This is a genomic window from Chryseobacterium sp. NRRL B-14798 (assembly GCF_050470705.1).
Classification (GTDB): domain Bacteria; phylum Bacteroidota; class Bacteroidia; order Flavobacteriales; family Weeksellaceae; genus Chryseobacterium; species Chryseobacterium cupriresistens.
Window position 1 is genome coordinate 1,742,460 of sequence record NZ_JBFLUL010000005.1, and the last position, 15,829, is coordinate 1,758,288.

A 15,829-nucleotide genomic window follows, 5' to 3' on the forward strand; every position below is an offset into this window, starting at 1 on the left:
CGGTTAACAGCATAATTTTGGGGCTTGCGAAGTGGAATTGACTATCCTGACAGGTTTAGATCAGCATAATTCACTTTATTTTATATTTAATTTTCACCTATTTATTAAAGAACCGGCTTTCAGGATTTCCTGAAAGCCGGTTTTGTAAATTTATGGACACCCAACTGAATCCAGGACACATTTCCAGCGAGGAGGGATTCCATTGCTGCCAGGAATGTAGCAGGCTGTAGTCCCTTCCGGACAATCAGGAGCATTTCCACCATTGATTTTTTTTAGATCTGGTTTTAATAATTTTCTTAGATTTTTCATAGGTAATAATTTGTTGATTTACACAAATATAATATTTTTTGAAAACGCAACAATACTTTACGGATAATAATGTGAAATGTACTTTTTCAAAGATGGAATGATAAAATAAACCCGCTTCCGGAATTTCCAGAAGCGGGTTTTAACAGATTTAAATATCTAAAACTACCTTTTAATTAAATGGCAGAAATGATTTCTTTATCTTATAAACCAATATTCTTAGTTGGTTTCAATTGCTTTAAGATGCTTTTGGGAATTGCATTTTTGTGAACAAGTATTGCTGTTGATTTATATTCAACATAAGGTCTTGTTACATACAGATATCCGGCAAAGTCATTGGTTACTCCCCATGAGTTTTTCACCATATAATATTCTTTACCCGTTTGATCTTTTGCCAAACCTACGATGTGCATCCCATGGTCATCCGTTGTAGAAAGGTTGTTAAGTGCTTTCTGACGCATGTCTTCAGTGATGGTTTTATCTTTTTTAGGCTCTGTAAACAAAGTCTGCTTGTTCTCTGCAGTAATCTGGTCAAGATCCATGTCCGGAACGTATGCTACCCCGTTTTTGTAAGAGAAATAAGGCTCAGAAACATCCGTTGCCCAACCTACAGAATATCCTTTATTTACAGCGTTATCAATAATTGCAGTAAGATCTTTCATCGGAACATTCCAATCAGAATCGTGGCTCCAGTTATCAGGAATCGGAACTACAAATTTCTGAAAATATGGATAATCTTTATAAGAAGATAATTCCACATAATCTTCAGGATTGATTCCTACTACTTCTTTAGCAAATGTTTTCGGAGTGTAGTTTTTCCCTTCATATGTGAAGTTAGAAGGTACTTTGCCTAAATATTCATCAAGAATAGCATCTACAGAATCCATCCAGTTATCGGTCAGTTTTCCTTTTGAAGAAGCCTGAACAAGGCTGTCAAGAACTGGTTTCAGTTTGCCCTGCATTTCCTTGAAGTTATTGGTTGTTTGTCCTGCTTTTAATCCAGTGTAAACATCCTGAGGAACTGCTCCGTATTTTTTGTACATATTGATTACGTCGTGAAGTTCTCCTCCGTCACCCCAGCTGATAGCGCCATTATTCAAAACATATAATTTTGCTTTATCGTGGTAGGAATTTCTTGCTGTAAAGATTTCAGCAAGATCTACAGGTTTTTTGCCCATTCTCTGCATTTCAGATTCAAGGAAAGAGTTTCCGGAGTAGCTCCAGCAAGTTCCTGATGAACCCTGGTTCTTTACAGAAGTCGCACCTACGTCCTTTAACGTTGTGAACTGAAAATTAGCATTTTGTGATTGATTGTTTTTTAACTTGTTGATTAAGTCATCTTGGGCAAACATCATACTTCCTGCAGACAAAACAAAAAGTAATGATGCAATTTTGGCATTTTTCATTACTATAAAAAGATTATTTGTATTAATAGTCGTTGATAATAGAGATTTGTTACAAGGGGAAAAGTTAAATTTGAAATTAAAAAAAGACTCAAAAGAAGTAAGAAGTTGCTTTATAATTTTATTTTTTAATTATTTTCTTAAAAAAGTTGATCATGTTTCCAACCCTTTCAAAAGTTTCCGCATCTATCATAGTATAACTCCTGACTATGGAACAAGAATTATTATTGGAATGCCAGCGTAGCAACCGCAATGCCCAGCGGAAGGTTTACGAGAAAATGGCGGGCAGACTCTACGCAGTCTGCAGACGCTATCTGAAAAACGACGAAGATATAGAAGAAGTATTGGCAGATACGTTCTATAAAATCTTTACGAAAATTACTCAGCTTCAGAATCCCGAAACTTTTGAAGCATGGGCAAGAAAAATAGCGGTAAACGAATGCCTACAGAAGTTGAGATCGGATAAAGGACTGTTTATTTCCCTGGAAGAAAATTTTCCTGATCATCCTGAAGGAACTACAGAAAACCTTTCTCTGGAAAAAGATATTCTGAGCTTACTGAATTTTCTTCCTGAAGGCTGCAGAGCCATCTTTAATCTTTTTGCTATTGAAGGATATCCTCATAAAGAAATAGCGTCCATGCTTTCCATCAGTGAGGGAACATCAAAATCCCAGCTCAATTTTGCAAGGAAAAAGCTGCAGGAACTTCTCGTAAATCAAAACATTTAAACTTTTACAACAATGGAAAATAATCATATAGATCAACAATTCAATGAAGCTTCCAGGATTTCAAAAGAGCCAGCTGTTTTTCCTGGTTTTGAGAAAGTATGGGGAAAAATTGAAAAGAAATTAGATAAAAAAGAAGATAAAAAGAAGATTATTCCTCTTTGGCTGCCGTATGGTATTGCTGCAAGTTTGATGATTGGCCTTGGGGCTTTTTACTTTATGAATAAAAAAGAGACTGCAGAACCTTTACAACCTGTAATTGCAGAGAATACAAGTTCAAGTAGTCCGATTAACAAAATGGATATTGCAAAGATAGACAGGACTATCAAGGAGAATATCAGAAAAGAAGAATTGCCTGTAACGGTACCTCTTCCCACAGAACTTAAATCTTCATCAGTTGCAGGAATAGATCCGTATCAATCTCATCCTATCTGCAATATTCCGCCATTGGAAGTTTCTGAGAGAGTAACAGCATCTTTGCCTCAGATATACAGTGATACTTTAAAGACAAAAGAGATTGATGAAGTTGTTGTCACTGCTTATGGGATTAAAAAGAGTTATAAATCTGTTACCGCTTCCTCAACGGTTATGATTGCTTCTACAGATAAAATTCCTGTGCATGCTCCGGCTGCCGTTTCTTCACTGGCTGGAAGAGTTGCCGGGTTAGAAGTGTCAACCGGAATTAAAAAGCATGATGCAATATTAATAAGGGGTTCAAGAAGTATTGATGGTCGCTCGACGGCTCCTTTATATATTGTTGATGGAGTTGTTTTAGGCGGAGAATCTGGATTTTTAAATACTCTGGATCCAAAAAAAATAAAAGAATTAAAAGTACTGAAAGGGCTTGAAGCTACTGCCCTGTATGGAAGCAAAGCTAATAACGGAGTTGTTATAATTACCACAAAAGGTTTATCTAACGATGAAATAGAAAAACTCAAAAAGTTATCTTCAGACAATGCTGAGAAAATACTAAAAGAAGCTGAAGAACCTGAAAAAGAACTTCCCAAAGCAGGCCAGCTCACAGCGGGAGAAGTTAACGATTTTTCTAAGTGGGATTATTGGAAAGATATTGCAGTTCCTACACTGGATCAGTATAAAAATACATGGAAATTCTTTCCTGATAAAAGGGTTTCAGTTCAGTTGGTCAATAAAGACAGAAAACCGATAATAGGGGAGAAAATAAAACTATTGGATGATAAGAAAAATATTATCTGGGAAGCCGTTTCAGATAATCTGGGCAATGTGGAATTATGGATATCACCGATGACTGACGAGAAACCTGACTCAGAGAAATATTATTTATCTGATGGTTCAGGGCAGATCATCAGTAGTAATCTCAGAACCTTTAAAAATGGACAAAACCTGATTATTCTTGATAAACACTGTCTGCAAAAGCGTGTATTGGATCTTGCTTTTGTAGTTGATGCTACAGGTTCTATGGGGGATGAAATTTCTTATCTCCAGTCTGAACTTTTGGATGTATTGAAAAAGATTGAAGGACAGCTTAAAAATACAACGGTAAGATATGGATCAGTTTTTTACAGAGATCAGGGAGATGAATATGTGACCCGAAAATTTGACTTTTCTGATAATGCAGAAGATCTTGTTGGGTTTATTAAAAAACAGAACGCTGGGGGTGGCGGAGATACACCGGAAGCGGTTGTTGAAGCATTGGAAGTTTCTGTTGATGAGCTGAAGTGGAGTGATGAAAATTCAACGAAAATTATGTTTTTAATTCTGGATGCTCCTCCACACCATTCGGAGCAGAATATAAAGGATTTATACAGAACAATAAAGACTGCGACAAAGAAAGGGATTACCATTATACCATTGGCAGCCAGTGATACCGATAAACAAACAGAATATCTGATGCGTACATTTGCTTTACTCACCAATGGAACCTATACGTTCCTTACAGATGACAGTGGAATAGGAAACAGCCATATTAAACCTACCATAGATTCTTATGAAGTTGAAAAGTTGAATGATTTATTATTAAGATTAATCCTTCAGAGAGCTGTTTTGCCAGAATGTAGCGCAGGAATTTCAAATGATAACATCAACAAAAAAATGGAAAAAGAAATTGACAGTCAGATTGATATTAAAACTGTGCTATTTCCAAATCCTACAAAAGGTCAGCTGCAGATAAAAACAAGAAAACCAATTGAAGAACTGTTTGTGTATGATCTTGCCGGAAAGATTATTATGAGAAAAGAAAAACTGCCGGAAGGTAAAAATACAATTGATTTAACTTCTTATCCTCAAGGGATTTATCTTGTACGTATTCATACTAATGATCAATGGGAAACATTTAAGGTCATTAAAAATTAAGTGTCTTTTTTATTTAAAGAATAAGTTTTATTTAACAATTATTAACAGGTTTGAATTTATTTTAATAATTTCCTGTCGAAATTTTTAAAGATGAAAAAAATTGTAATAACCATGCTAGTGCTTGTTGCGTTGACAAGCTGTAAAACTCAAAAAAATACTGAAACAACTAATGAATCCAAGACTTACAGTGTCAGGAAAGATAAAGATCAGGATGGAATTCCTAATAAATTAGATAAATGTCCTGATATTGCCGGTCCGGTAGAAAATGAAGGTTGTCCGTGGGTAGAGTCGGATGGAGATGGTGTTATTGATAAAGATGACGCATGTCCTACAGTTGCGGGACCTCCTGAAAATAATGGCTGTCCATGGCCGGACACAGATGGAGATGGTGTTTTGGATAAAGACGATGCCTGTCCTACGGTTCCGGGATTACCGGAATATAATGGCTGCCCAAAACCGAAGTCAGTTACTGCAATGGAAGTAGAACGTTCTATAAAATTCCCTGAATCAGGAAGAGTGTATGACCATCAAGTTGGTGACAAAAAAAATGTTAAAAAGACTACAAAAAAAGCTGATCAGGATATTGATTATATCAATGAAGAATATGCAGCGTTAGTTGAAAATGCATTTGAATTAACCCGTAATCAACCTGTTTCTACCTTCTCTATTGATGTAGATAATGCTTCCTATTCCAATGTCAGAAGAATGATCAGTTACGGAGGTAAGGTTGATAAAAACTCAGTGAGAGTAGAAGAGATGATCAATTATTTTAAGTATGATTATCCCCAGCCTGAAACTGGTTATCCTTTCTCAATTAATACTGAATATGGTAATTCTCCATGGAATCCTAAACATAAATTGCTCAAAATAGGACTTCAGGGTAAAAATATTCCGATGGATCGTCTACCTGCTTCCAATATTGTTTTTCTTATTGATGTTTCAGGTTCGATGAGTGAGGAAAATAAACTGCCATTGCTGAAGTCTTCTCTTAAAGTTTTACTGAACCAGCTCAGACCTAAGGATAAGGTTGGGATTGTAGTATATGCGGGTAATGCAGGAATGGTACTACCTCCTACATCAGCAGGAGAAAAAGACAAAATCATTAAAGCTTTAGATAATCTTCAGGCAGGAGGAAGCACTGCAGGAGGAGCAGGAATTGAATTGGCTTATAAGCTGGCAAAGGAAAATTTTATCAAAGGGGGAAATAACAGAGTTGTTCTGGCAACAGATGGTGATTTTAATGTGGGAGCTTCTTCTACTACTGATATTGAAACTTTGATCACAGAAAAAAGGAAAACCGGAATTTTCCTTACCTGCCTTGGCTATGGAATGGGGAATTATAAAGACAATACCATGGAAATTCTGGCGGACAAAGGAAATGGAAATTATGCCTATATTGATAATATGCAGGAAGCCAATAAATTCCTGGGAAGAGAATTTGCAGGAAATATTTATACCATTGCCAAAGATGTAAAAGTGCAGATTGAGTTTAATCCTAAATATGTAAAATCATACCGACTGATCGGTTATGAAAACAGAAAACTGAGAAATGAAGACTTTGCCAATGATAAGATTGATGCAGGAGAACTGGGAAGCGGACATACAGTCACTGCTTTATATGAAGTTATCCCGGCCAACGTAGATTCTGGATTTACCCCAAAAGAAACAAAATTGAAATACTCTGAAATTTCCAAGAAGAAGAACTTTGGAGATGAAATGGCAACGATAAAGTTCAGGTACAAAAAACCTGATGGAGACAGAAGCATTGAGATGACTAAAGTGATTAAAAAAGAAGATAAATCTTCAGCAAGTCCGGATTTTAAATTTGCCTCTTCCGTGGCCTGGTTCGGTTTAGTCCTAAGAAACTCAGAACTGATTACTAAAAAAGATCTTTCCGATATTGAAAACCTTGCTAAACAGGGAAAAAGTAAGGATGAAGAAGGCTATCGTTCAGAATTTATAAGACTGATAGAGAGCTATAAAACAATTCAAAAGTAATTCATAAACAGACATTCTCAATGATGTCTGTTTTTTTTAAAAATTAATTTTCAAAAATTATTGAAAATTCAAAAAATATAATTACATTTGTTACAGAAATTAAAAAGGAAACAAGATGCAACTTTCAGAAGCCAAAGAAAAATACATTCAAACCTGGGGAACCTTTGCTACCAATTGGGGAATCAACCGTACGATGGCACAGGTGCATGCATTGCTTCTGGCGAGCGGAAAACCTCTTTCTACAGATGAAGTTATGGAACAGCTGGAGATTTCAAGAGGAAATGCCAATATGAATCTACGTGCTCTGATAGACTGGGGCATCGTAAAAAAGGAATTTGTAAAAGGCGACCGTAAAGAATATTTCGTAGCAGAAAAAGATGTATGGTATTTGTTCAAGCAAATTACCAAAGAAAGAAGAAAAAGAGAAATAGAGCCTGTCATTTCCTTTCTTGAAGAGTTAAAAAATATTGAGGATAAAGATTCAGAAGAAGCACAGGAATTTATCAAGCTGATGAATGATTTCAGTTCTGTCACCGGAAAAATCAATAACATCATGGATCTGGCGATAAAAAGTGATGACCACTGGCTGGTAGGGAAGATTACCAATCTGTTGAAATAAATTTTCAAAAAATGAGAAATCTTTTGTTACTATGTCTTTTAACTCTGATGATGAGCTGTCAGAAAAATGTAATGGCAAATTTCGATATTCATATAGAAAACTCTGATAAATATGATAATGGGCGTCACGATTTGTACAAAATTGAAATCTATAAGGATGAGAAGATTTTCAAAATTCTAGAACCTGAAGGGTCTGCTCTTTTCTTAAATTCCAATATAAAATTTGACAGTTTAAAAGAAGGAAAGTATTCATTTGTTTATGAAAATCTTTTTGGAGAAACCATAAAAAAAGAAATAAAAGTTGATGAATCTAAAACATACAGAGTTAGTATTAATCCTGATTATTTATTAAAAAAAAATAATAAAACTGTTTTTGAAAATCTAAAAGACTCGGAAGCAAAATTGGTATTTCAATCAATAGGATGTTTTCATCAGGGTAAAGATTCAATAATCATCATTAATAAGGGAAAGAATTACTTTCTCCGACTGAAAAATGGTAGTTTGAAGATTTTGGATAAAGAAGCATGGGCGTATTTGGTAAAAACGGAAAATATAATAAGAGAAATTCCTAAAGATGGAGAGTGTACCACAAGAGATGAATATATTTTCTGTCATAAAGGAAAATCCGATACCATTAATGACACTACATGTAGATTTTCTACTTGGTATACGCTAAAAGACTATTTAAAAAAGAATAAGCTACAATAAAATAAATCTGGATGAAAATCCTTTTTTATTTTAATTTAATTTTCAAAAATTACTGAAAATATAAAATTAATAATAATTATGAGAAATTTAATCATTCATTTATTCCTGATTATTTATTTCAGAAGAAAAGGATCACTTTAAAACCATTGCTGCCATGAAAACATTTGCAAAATATGATTATTACATTCAGTTATTCTTTATAATAATTGGGCCTCAGGTTTTTATATTTGGTGGTTTGTCTGGATTTGTTCTGTTTTATTTTATAGTAGGAATTCCTCAATTGGTAAGTTTCCTGATCAAACTGTTTTTCAAAACAAAAAAGTCAGCATTGTATATCGCGTATGGAATTGTAATAGTACCGGTCTGGATTATTGTAACCATCTTGTTTACAGAGAAACACATCAATGATTTTTTTGGATATGTTTTAATGGCTGTTCTTTTATATAGCCCTGTGATGGCAGCGGCGTATGTTTATGACTGTTACACTACTTATGAATCTTATAAATCACAATTATGAAAACGCTCAAAAACCACACATTAATCTACGACAATGAATGTCCTATGTGCAATCTCTACTCCAAAGGTTTTACTAAATGCGGAATGCTGGATGAAGATGGAAGAGAAGCCTTTACAGAAATCACATTGAGAAATAAAATCCTGATAGATTTCAACCGTGCGAAAAATGAAATTGCTCTGGTAGATCACAACAAAAATGAAGTCGTTTACGGATTAGACAGTCTGCTCCTCATCATTGGAAACTCTTTTCCATTGTTGGCAAAAATTGCACGGACAGAACCTCTGTATTGGTTTTTTCAAAAACTGTATTCTTTCGTTTCTTATAACAGGAAACAGATCATTCCTTCCTCAAAAGACTATACAGAACAATCCTGTGTTCCGGATTTTAATCTGAAATACAGAATTGCATACATCGGTTTTGTTGTTATTTTTTCAGCATATATCCTAAGTATATTTTCCGGTAAACTGAACTTGAATTTAGAGAGGAATTTCGTGAGAGAATTTGCCGTTTGCTTTGGCCAGATCCTTTGGCAGACTATCTTTTTAAAAGCTTATCTCAAAGATAAAATTTGGGATTATCTCGGAAATATGATGACTGTTTCTTTAATCGGAACTTTACTGTTAATTCCTGCGCTGATGACCAGTTTTACTCCTGTTTTTTATATGATATATTTTGGAATTGTAGTAGTGATCATGTTTCTGGAACATATCAGAAGGTGCAGAATACTAAGGCTGAATTATCTTCCTACCATTTCCTGGACATTATTTAGATTAATAGCGCTAACAATCATTATTCTGACCACTTTTGGAATTAAAATATAACAAGCTAAAATGTTTTAAAAATGTCAACCATCTATTTAAATACAATCATCAAAGCAGATATTCACTATGTTTTTGATCTGGCAAGAAATATTGATCTTCATCAACAGTCAACCTCAAAGTCTCATGAAAAAGCCATTGCAGGACGTACTTCTGGATTAATTGAAGAAAACGAAACCGTAACCTGGCGGGCAAAACATCTGGGAGTTTATCAAAATCTCACCACGAAAATTATCAGCATGGAAAAACCGTTTCAGTTTATTGATGTCATGCAGAAAGGAGCCTTCAAATCCATGCGCCACCGACATATTTTTAAATCCGTAAATGGAAATACCCTGATGACAGATATTTTCGAATTTGAATCTCCGCTGGGTATTTTAGGGAAATTATTTAACTCAATTTTTCTTAAAGGATATCTAAGGAAATTTTTACTCAGAAGAAATGAAATGATCAAAACTATTGCAGAATCTTCTGTCCGTGACGGGATTGCGATTTTTTAACCTTAAAAACAGTGTTATGAACTTTTTAAAAGCAGAATGGCGAAAGCTGGCCATCATCAATTACGAAATCAATCCTCAAGTTTTGCTGCCCTACCTTCCAGGAGGAACAGAACTCGATTTTTATAAAGGCAAATGCTATGTAAGTCTGGTAGGATTCATGTTTTTAAATACCAAATTATTGGGTATACCGGTCCCTTTTCACCGGAATTTTGAAGAAGTGAATCTAAGATTTTATGTAAAGAAAAAAGAAAACGGAATCTGGAAAAGAGGAGTGGTGTTTATTAAAGAAATTGTCCCCAAACCTGCATTAAGTCTGGTCGCCAATGCTGTTTACAAAGAAAATTATCATACCATGCCCATGAAAAATCAGATGGAAAAAGGAGAGGAAGAACTGCTGATCCGCTATTCATGGAAGGATAAAAACTGGTATTCCATTCAGATTATGGCTGAAAATACAGCAAAACCAATGGAGGAAAACTCAGAATTTGAATTTATCACAGAACACTATTTTGGCTTTACCAAAAAAGAAAACACAACTTCTGAATATGAAGTCTGTCATCCGAAATGGGAATGGTATACTGTAAAAGAATATCAGTTAGAAGTAGATTTTCAAAAGATCTATGGAAATAATTTTGAATGCCTGAATCATCAGCTGCCTCTTTCCATAATGCTGGCCGAAGGCTCCGAAATTCAGGTCAAAACCAAAAAATACATTCATTAAAAAGTACAAGAGTAAAGAACATCTTTCTCTATCCAGGATCATCTGTGCCAATCAGTGAAATCTGTGGGCAAACCATAAACCTTAAACTTTAAACTTTGAACCCAAAACATTAAATCTCAAACAATGAAAATAATCATAGCTGGTGGAACCGGATTCCTGGGCGAAAATTTAGAAAAATACTTTTCAGAAAAAGGATATCAGGTCTATATTTTGACCAGGAAGCCTCATCGTAAAAACGAAATCTATTGGGATGCCCGAACAATAGGAGAATGGAAAAACAGCCTTGAAAATGCCGATGTTCTGATCAATCTTACGGGGAAATCTGTGGATTGCCGGTATCATGAGAAAAATAAACAGGAGATCTATTCTTCAAGAATTGATAGTACAAGAATACTGCAGGAAGCGGTAGACCAATGTTCTGAAAAACCAAAAATATGGCTGAATGCAAGTTCTGCAACCATTTACGTTCATTCCGAAAACCACCTCAATACAGAAGAAAACGGAATTGTAGGAGATGATTTTTCCATGAATATATGCAAAAGCTGGGAGAACGAATTTTTTGCAGTTAAAAATGAAGAAATACGAAAAGTTGCTCTCCGAACTTCTATTGTTCTGGGAAATACTGGCGGTGCTTTTCCCAAACTGAAAATGATTACAAAACTGGGTTTAGGAGGAAAACAGGGAGGGGGAAATCAGATGGTAAGCTTGATTCATGTTGATGATTTCTGTAGAGCAGTAAACTGTATTATTCAGAATGAGAATCTTTCGGGAACAGTAAATATAACCGCTCCGAACCCTCTTTCCAATCAAAGCATGATGAGAAAACTGAGAAATAAAATAAGAATTCCTTTTGGACTTAATGCTCCTGTATGGCAGCTCGAAATAGCCTCCATATTTCTGAATACAGAAACGGAATTATTATTAAAAAGCAGAAACGTCTATCCGGAAAAACTTATAAAAAACGGATTTAAGTTTTCATATTCTACATTTGATGAAGCGATTCTTAATCTCCTGGAATCCTAATGTTTGCAGGTTTCCCTAAGGATAATTAAATTAGCGGAAAACTATTCCTTATGCTGGTTATATCCAAAATAAAACCCTTTTTCCTTTCATCCCTTTTTATAAGTTCAATTGCATTTTCACAGGCTCATAATGTATCAGATGGATATCAGAAGCCCACAGACCCTTTGGTGGTACAAAATCTGGAACAGTGGCAGGATATGAAATTCGGATTGTTTATGCACTGGGGAACCTACAGCCAGTGGGGAATTGTTGAAAGCTGGAGCATATGCCCGGAAGATGAATCATGGACACAGAGAAAACCCGAACACGGGAAGTCATATTACGAATATGTAAAAAATTATGAAAATCTTCAGACTACCTTCAATCCAACCCGATTCAATCCTCAGAAATGGTCAGACGCGGCGAAGAAGGCAGGAATGAAATATGTGGTTTTCACCACCAAACATCACGATGGTTTTGCCATGTTTGATACCCGGCAGTCGGATTATAAAATTACTTCTCCCCAAACCCCTTTTTCAAAAAATCCAAAATCTGATGTGACGAAAGAAATTTTCAATACGTTCAGAAAAGCAGGATTTAAAATTGGTGCTTATTTTTCAAAACCTGATTGGCATTCCGATGATTATTGGTGGTCTTATTTTCCGCCCAAAGACAGAAATGTCAATTATGACCCAAAGAAATATCCGGAAAGATGGGAGAACTTTAAAAAGTTGACCTTTAATCAGCTGAACGAAATTACTTCCAATTACGGGAAAGTTGATATTCTCTGGCTGGATGGAGGCTGGGTACGTCCTTTTCACACCATAGATCCAAAAGTAGAATGGCAGCGCACTATCAAAGTAGAGCAGGACATCGATATGGACAAAATAGGCACGATGGCTAGAAAAAATCAGCCGGGAATCATCATTGTAGACCGCACCGTTCCGGGAAAATGGGAAAACTATGTTACTCCTGAGCAGGCAATTCCGGAACATGCTCTTTCCATTCCGTGGGAAAGCTGCATCACCATGGGAGATTCCTTTTCTTATGTTCCCAATGACAACTATAAGACCTCCCAGAAGATCATTGAAACATTGGTTAAAATCATTTCAAGAGGAGGAAATTACCTTATGAATATTGCACCAGGACCTAACGGAGATTACGATCCCATTGTATATGAAAGGTTACAGCAAATTTCAGGCTGGATGGATAAAAATCAGTCTGCGGTTTTTGCAACAAGAAGTATTGCACCTTATCACGACGGAAATTTTTATTATACACAAAGCAAAGATGGAAAGACATTGAATATTTTTCACTTGGATGAAAAGACAAATTATGAGTCTCCATCAACATTAAGGTTTACCATTCCTGATCATTTTAAACCGAAATCTTTGAAAGTTTTAGGCTTATCAAACAAAATTCAATGGAAAAAATCAGGGAATTCAATTGAAATTAACTTGCCGAAAGAAAGAACTCAATTAAAATATTCAACTGTAATTCAAATCGTTCAATAATGAGATGTATTTGTTTTAAACTTGCCGGAGCCGCATTATTGTTGAATGTTGTGATTACTTTTGCTCAAAAACCTTTGTATAAAGATCCCAAGCAGCCCATTGAAACCAGAATTCAGGATCTGTTGAAGAGAATGACCCCAGAAGAAAAATTCTGGCAGTGTTTTATGATTCCCGGAGATTTGGATAACGTCCCGAAAGGACAATATTCACATGGAATTTTTGGACTTCAGGTGAGCGCAGGAAATCAGGGAGGCGGAGCAGCAGGACAACTGCTGAAATACAATGCCAGTGAAGATGCAGAAATACTGGTGAAAAAGATCAATGCCATTCAGAAATATTTTGTGGAAGAATCACGATTGGGAATTCCCATGATTCCTTTTGATGAAGCTTTACACGGATTGGTTCGGGATGGCGCTACTGCTTTTCCGCAGGCAATCGGCCTGGCTGCTACTTTCAATCCTGAATTAATGACAAGGGTTTCAACAGCGATTGCAAAAGAATCAAAACTGAGAGGAATCCGCCAGATTCTGACACCTGTAGTAAATCTTGCCAATGACGTCAGATGGGGAAGAACAGAGGAAACCTATGGTGAAGATCCATTTTTGACATCCGTAATGGGCGTAAGTTTTGTCACTTCCTTTGAAAAGATGGGAATTATTACCACTCCCAAACACTTTTTGGCCAATGTAGGAGAAGGAGGAAGAGATTCATACCCGATTCACTGGAGCAAAAGATATCTGGAGGAAACCCATTTAATTCCTTTTAACAATGCTTTTACAAAAGGAAAAAGCCGTTCTGTGATGACTTCCTATAATTTGCTTGATGGAAGACCTTCAACTGCAAACCATTGGCTGTTAAAGGAAAAATTGAAAAAAGACTGGAATTTCAAAGGCTTTGTCATCAGTGATGCCAGTGCAGTAGGAGGCGCCAATGTCCTGCATTTTACAGCAAAAGACTATGATGATGCTTCTGCACAGGCTATCAATGCAGGACTTGACGTGATTTTTCAAACCGAATATAAACATTATCAGCTCTTTATACCTCCGTTCCTGGATGGAAGGATTTCAAAAGAAAGAATAGACGATGCTGTATCAAGAGTATTGAGAGCCAAATTTGAGCTTGGATTATTCGAAAATCCCTATGTTTCTGTTAAGGAAATTGAAGAATTAAAAAAACTCAATCATAAACCTTTGGCAGAAAAAGCAGCAGCAGAGTCTTTTGTTTTGCTTCAGAATAATAACCGGACGCTTCCTGTTCCTGCGAATGTTAAAAAGATTCTGTTGGTAGGAACAGATGCTGTGGATGCAAGATTAGGAGGTTACTCAGGGCCCGGAAACAAAAAAATAAATATCCTGGATGGCCTTAAAAACTATGTGAACAATACAGAGACTGAAATTATGTATTCAAAAGGAATTGACTGGAATGTAAAAGATTTTACCACAATTCCAAATGAATATCTGTCCTCTGAAAATAAAAAAGGATTAACAGGATACTATTTTGCCAATACTGATTTAAAAGGTAATCCGGCTTTTGGAAGGCAGGATGAAAACCTCAGTTTCAAATGGACTTTATATTCTCCTGATCCGGAAAAATTGCAGTCTGACAATTATAGTATCCGGTGGACCGGAAAGCTGGAAGCTCCCAATTCCGGAAAATACCAGATCGGCCTGCGTGGAAATGATGGCTTCAGATTATACCTGGATGGAAAATTAGTGATTGATCAATGGGAAAAGCTGAGCTATTCCACAAAAACAACGGAGGTAGACTTCGTAAAGGGGAAAAAATATGACATTAAGATCGAATTCCATGAAAATCGTGGCGAAGCCAATCTGGAATTGATCTGGAACTATGGTTTATATGATTATCCGAAAGATTTTAAAGAAGCTTTGGACCTTGCCCAAAAAGCAGACTATATTCTTATTACGGCAGGAATTCATGAAGGCGAATTTCAGGACCGCTCATCACTGGGGCTGCCCGGAAATCAGGAAGCATTTATTCACGAAATTTCAAAATTAAATAAACCCACTGCCGTTGTTTTAGTAGGAGGGTCTGCCATAAAAACAACATCCTGGAAAGATAAAGTAGGAGCGATCCTGGATATTTGGTATCCGGGAGAAGAAGGGGGAAATGCGGTGGCAAAAACACTTTTCGGAGCTGAAAATCCATCCGGAAAACTGCCTGTCACTTTTCCGGTTCAGGAAGGTCAGTTACCTTTAACCTATAATCATCACCCGACAGGAAGAGGAAATGATTATCATGACCTGAGCGGAGAACCGTTATATCCCTTTGGTTTCGGATTAAGCTATACTACTTTTGAAATTTCTGACCTTCAGTTGAGCAAGACTCAGTATTTTGAAAATGAAACCATTGTTGCTGAAGTCAAGGTGAAAAATACAGGTTCAAAAGCCGGAAGTGAAGTCGTTCAGCTGTATGTGAAAGACCTGCTGGCTTCCGTTTCAAGACCAGTTATTGAACTGAAAGGATTTCAGAAAGTAGAACTAAAACCTGGAGAATCAAAATCAGTCACTATAGAAGTTCCTGTAAAACAATTACAGTTTTTAAATGAAAAAATGGAATGGGTGGTAGAAAAAGGAACGTACAGAGTTATGATCGGTAATTCATCGAAGAACCTTCCTTTAAAACAAAATATTGAAGTTTTATGACCATA

General features: G+C 36.0%; 14 protein-coding genes. 12 read left to right on the forward strand and 2 right to left on the reverse strand.

Annotated elements, in window-relative coordinates; all coding sequences use genetic code 11:
* Positions 1-150: 150 nt before the first annotated feature.
* Both AB1278_RS08205 and AB1278_RS08210 read right to left on the reverse strand, forming a co-directional pair.
* The gene (locus tag AB1278_RS08205; protein ID WP_429813616.1) at positions 151-309 is read right to left on the reverse strand and encodes a bacteriocin-like protein; all 159 of its coding nucleotides are present in this window, start codon (positions 307-309) and stop codon (positions 151-153) included.
* Positions 310-509: 200 nt separating this feature from the next.
* Complete coding sequence (locus tag AB1278_RS08210; RefSeq protein ID WP_120231761.1) at positions 510-1,712, reverse strand: aminopeptidase C; 1,203 nt, start codon at positions 1,710-1,712, stop codon at positions 510-512.
* 206 nt (positions 1,713-1,918) lie between these two features.
* On the opposite strand from AB1278_RS08210, the gene AB1278_RS08215 reads away from it, so the two are divergent.
* From AB1278_RS08215 to AB1278_RS08270, 12 genes are all read left to right on the forward strand, one after another.
* Positions 1,919-2,437 (forward strand): RNA polymerase sigma factor, encoded by a 519-nt coding sequence (locus tag AB1278_RS08215; RefSeq protein ID WP_429813619.1) that lies wholly within the window; start codon positions 1,919-1,921, stop codon positions 2,435-2,437.
* Positions 2,438-2,449: 12 nt separating this feature from the next.
* Positions 2,450-4,765, forward strand: a complete 2,316-nt coding sequence (locus AB1278_RS08220) for a T9SS type A sorting domain-containing protein (RefSeq protein ID WP_429813622.1) — start codon at positions 2,450-2,452, stop codon at positions 4,763-4,765.
* Positions 4,766-4,855: 90 nt separating this feature from the next.
* A complete protein-coding gene (locus AB1278_RS08225; protein ID WP_343639134.1) occupies positions 4,856-6,763 on the forward strand; it encodes a vWA domain-containing protein in 1,908 nt (635 codons plus the stop codon).
* Positions 6,764-6,878: 115 nt separating this feature from the next.
* On the forward strand, positions 6,879-7,382 hold the full coding sequence (locus AB1278_RS08230) for a GbsR/MarR family transcriptional regulator (protein ID WP_034696386.1): 504 nt from the start codon (positions 6,879-6,881) through the stop codon (positions 7,380-7,382).
* A gap of 71 nt (positions 7,383-7,453) precedes the next feature.
* Positions 7,454-8,089 carry a hypothetical protein gene (locus AB1278_RS08235; protein WP_429813625.1) on the forward strand — a complete coding sequence of 212 codons (636 nt, stop codon included), beginning with the start codon at positions 7,454-7,456 and terminating at the stop codon, positions 8,087-8,089.
* Between the two features lie 154 nt (positions 8,090-8,243).
* A complete protein-coding gene (locus AB1278_RS08240; protein ID WP_202839270.1) occupies positions 8,244-8,606 on the forward strand; it encodes a hypothetical protein in 363 nt (120 codons plus the stop codon).
* On the forward strand, positions 8,603-9,427 hold the full coding sequence (locus AB1278_RS08245; protein WP_395974374.1) for a DCC1-like thiol-disulfide oxidoreductase family protein: 825 nt from the start codon (positions 8,603-8,605) through the stop codon (positions 9,425-9,427). The genes AB1278_RS08240 and AB1278_RS08245 overlap by 4 nt, the downstream gene beginning before the upstream one ends.
* A gap of 20 nt (positions 9,428-9,447) precedes the next feature.
* Positions 9,448-9,924, forward strand: coding sequence for an SRPBCC family protein (locus tag AB1278_RS08250; protein WP_202839272.1), 477 nt, complete (start codon positions 9,448-9,450; stop codon positions 9,922-9,924).
* A 16-nt stretch (positions 9,925-9,940) separates the two neighbouring features.
* Positions 9,941-10,645 (forward strand): YqjF family protein, encoded by a 705-nt coding sequence (locus AB1278_RS08255; protein ID WP_429813628.1) that lies wholly within the window; start codon positions 9,941-9,943, stop codon positions 10,643-10,645.
* A 123-nt stretch (positions 10,646-10,768) separates the two neighbouring features.
* Entirely contained in the window at positions 10,769-11,668 is a 900-nt protein-coding gene (locus AB1278_RS08260; protein ID WP_429813631.1) for a TIGR01777 family oxidoreductase, read from the forward strand.
* A gap of 50 nt (positions 11,669-11,718) precedes the next feature.
* Positions 11,719-13,161, forward strand: a complete 1,443-nt coding sequence (locus AB1278_RS08265) for an alpha-L-fucosidase (protein WP_202839275.1) — start codon at positions 11,719-11,721, stop codon at positions 13,159-13,161.
* The gene (locus tag AB1278_RS08270; protein ID WP_202839276.1) at positions 13,161-15,824 is read left to right on the forward strand and encodes a beta-glucosidase; all 2,664 of its coding nucleotides are present in this window, start codon (positions 13,161-13,163) and stop codon (positions 15,822-15,824) included. Before AB1278_RS08265 ends, AB1278_RS08270 begins: the two co-directional genes overlap by 1 nt.
* The last annotated feature ends 5 nt before the right edge of the window (positions 15,825-15,829 follow it).

Bases quoted from the DNA above. Each gene is read 5' to 3' on its own strand.
- AB1278_RS08205 (WP_429813616.1), bottom strand. From the start codon at position 309: ATGAAAAATCTAAGAAAATTATTAAAACCAGATCTAAAAAAAATCAAT.
- AB1278_RS08210 (WP_120231761.1), bottom strand. From the start codon at position 1,712: ATGAAAAATGCCAAAATTGCATCATTACTTTTTGTTTTGTCTGCAGGA.
- AB1278_RS08215 (WP_429813619.1), top strand. From the start codon at position 1,919: ATGGAACAAGAATTATTATTGGAATGCCAGCGTAGCAACCGCAATGCC.
- AB1278_RS08220 (WP_429813622.1), top strand. From the start codon at position 2,450: ATGGAAAATAATCATATAGATCAACAATTCAATGAAGCTTCCAGGATT.
- AB1278_RS08225 (WP_343639134.1), top strand. From the start codon at position 4,856: ATGAAAAAAATTGTAATAACCATGCTAGTGCTTGTTGCGTTGACAAGC.
- AB1278_RS08230 (WP_034696386.1), top strand. From the start codon at position 6,879: ATGCAACTTTCAGAAGCCAAAGAAAAATACATTCAAACCTGGGGAACC.
- AB1278_RS08235 (WP_429813625.1), top strand. From the start codon at position 7,454: ATGGCAAATTTCGATATTCATATAGAAAACTCTGATAAATATGATAAT.
- AB1278_RS08240 (WP_202839270.1), top strand. From the start codon at position 8,244: ATGAAAACATTTGCAAAATATGATTATTACATTCAGTTATTCTTTATA.
- AB1278_RS08245 (WP_395974374.1), top strand. From the start codon at position 8,603: ATGAAAACGCTCAAAAACCACACATTAATCTACGACAATGAATGTCCT.
- AB1278_RS08250 (WP_202839272.1), top strand. From the start codon at position 9,448: ATGTCAACCATCTATTTAAATACAATCATCAAAGCAGATATTCACTAT.
- AB1278_RS08255 (WP_429813628.1), top strand. From the start codon at position 9,941: ATGAACTTTTTAAAAGCAGAATGGCGAAAGCTGGCCATCATCAATTAC.
- AB1278_RS08260 (WP_429813631.1), top strand. From the start codon at position 10,769: ATGAAAATAATCATAGCTGGTGGAACCGGATTCCTGGGCGAAAATTTA.
- AB1278_RS08265 (WP_202839275.1), top strand. From the start codon at position 11,719: ATGCTGGTTATATCCAAAATAAAACCCTTTTTCCTTTCATCCCTTTTT.
- AB1278_RS08270 (WP_202839276.1), top strand. From the start codon at position 13,161: ATGAGATGTATTTGTTTTAAACTTGCCGGAGCCGCATTATTGTTGAAT.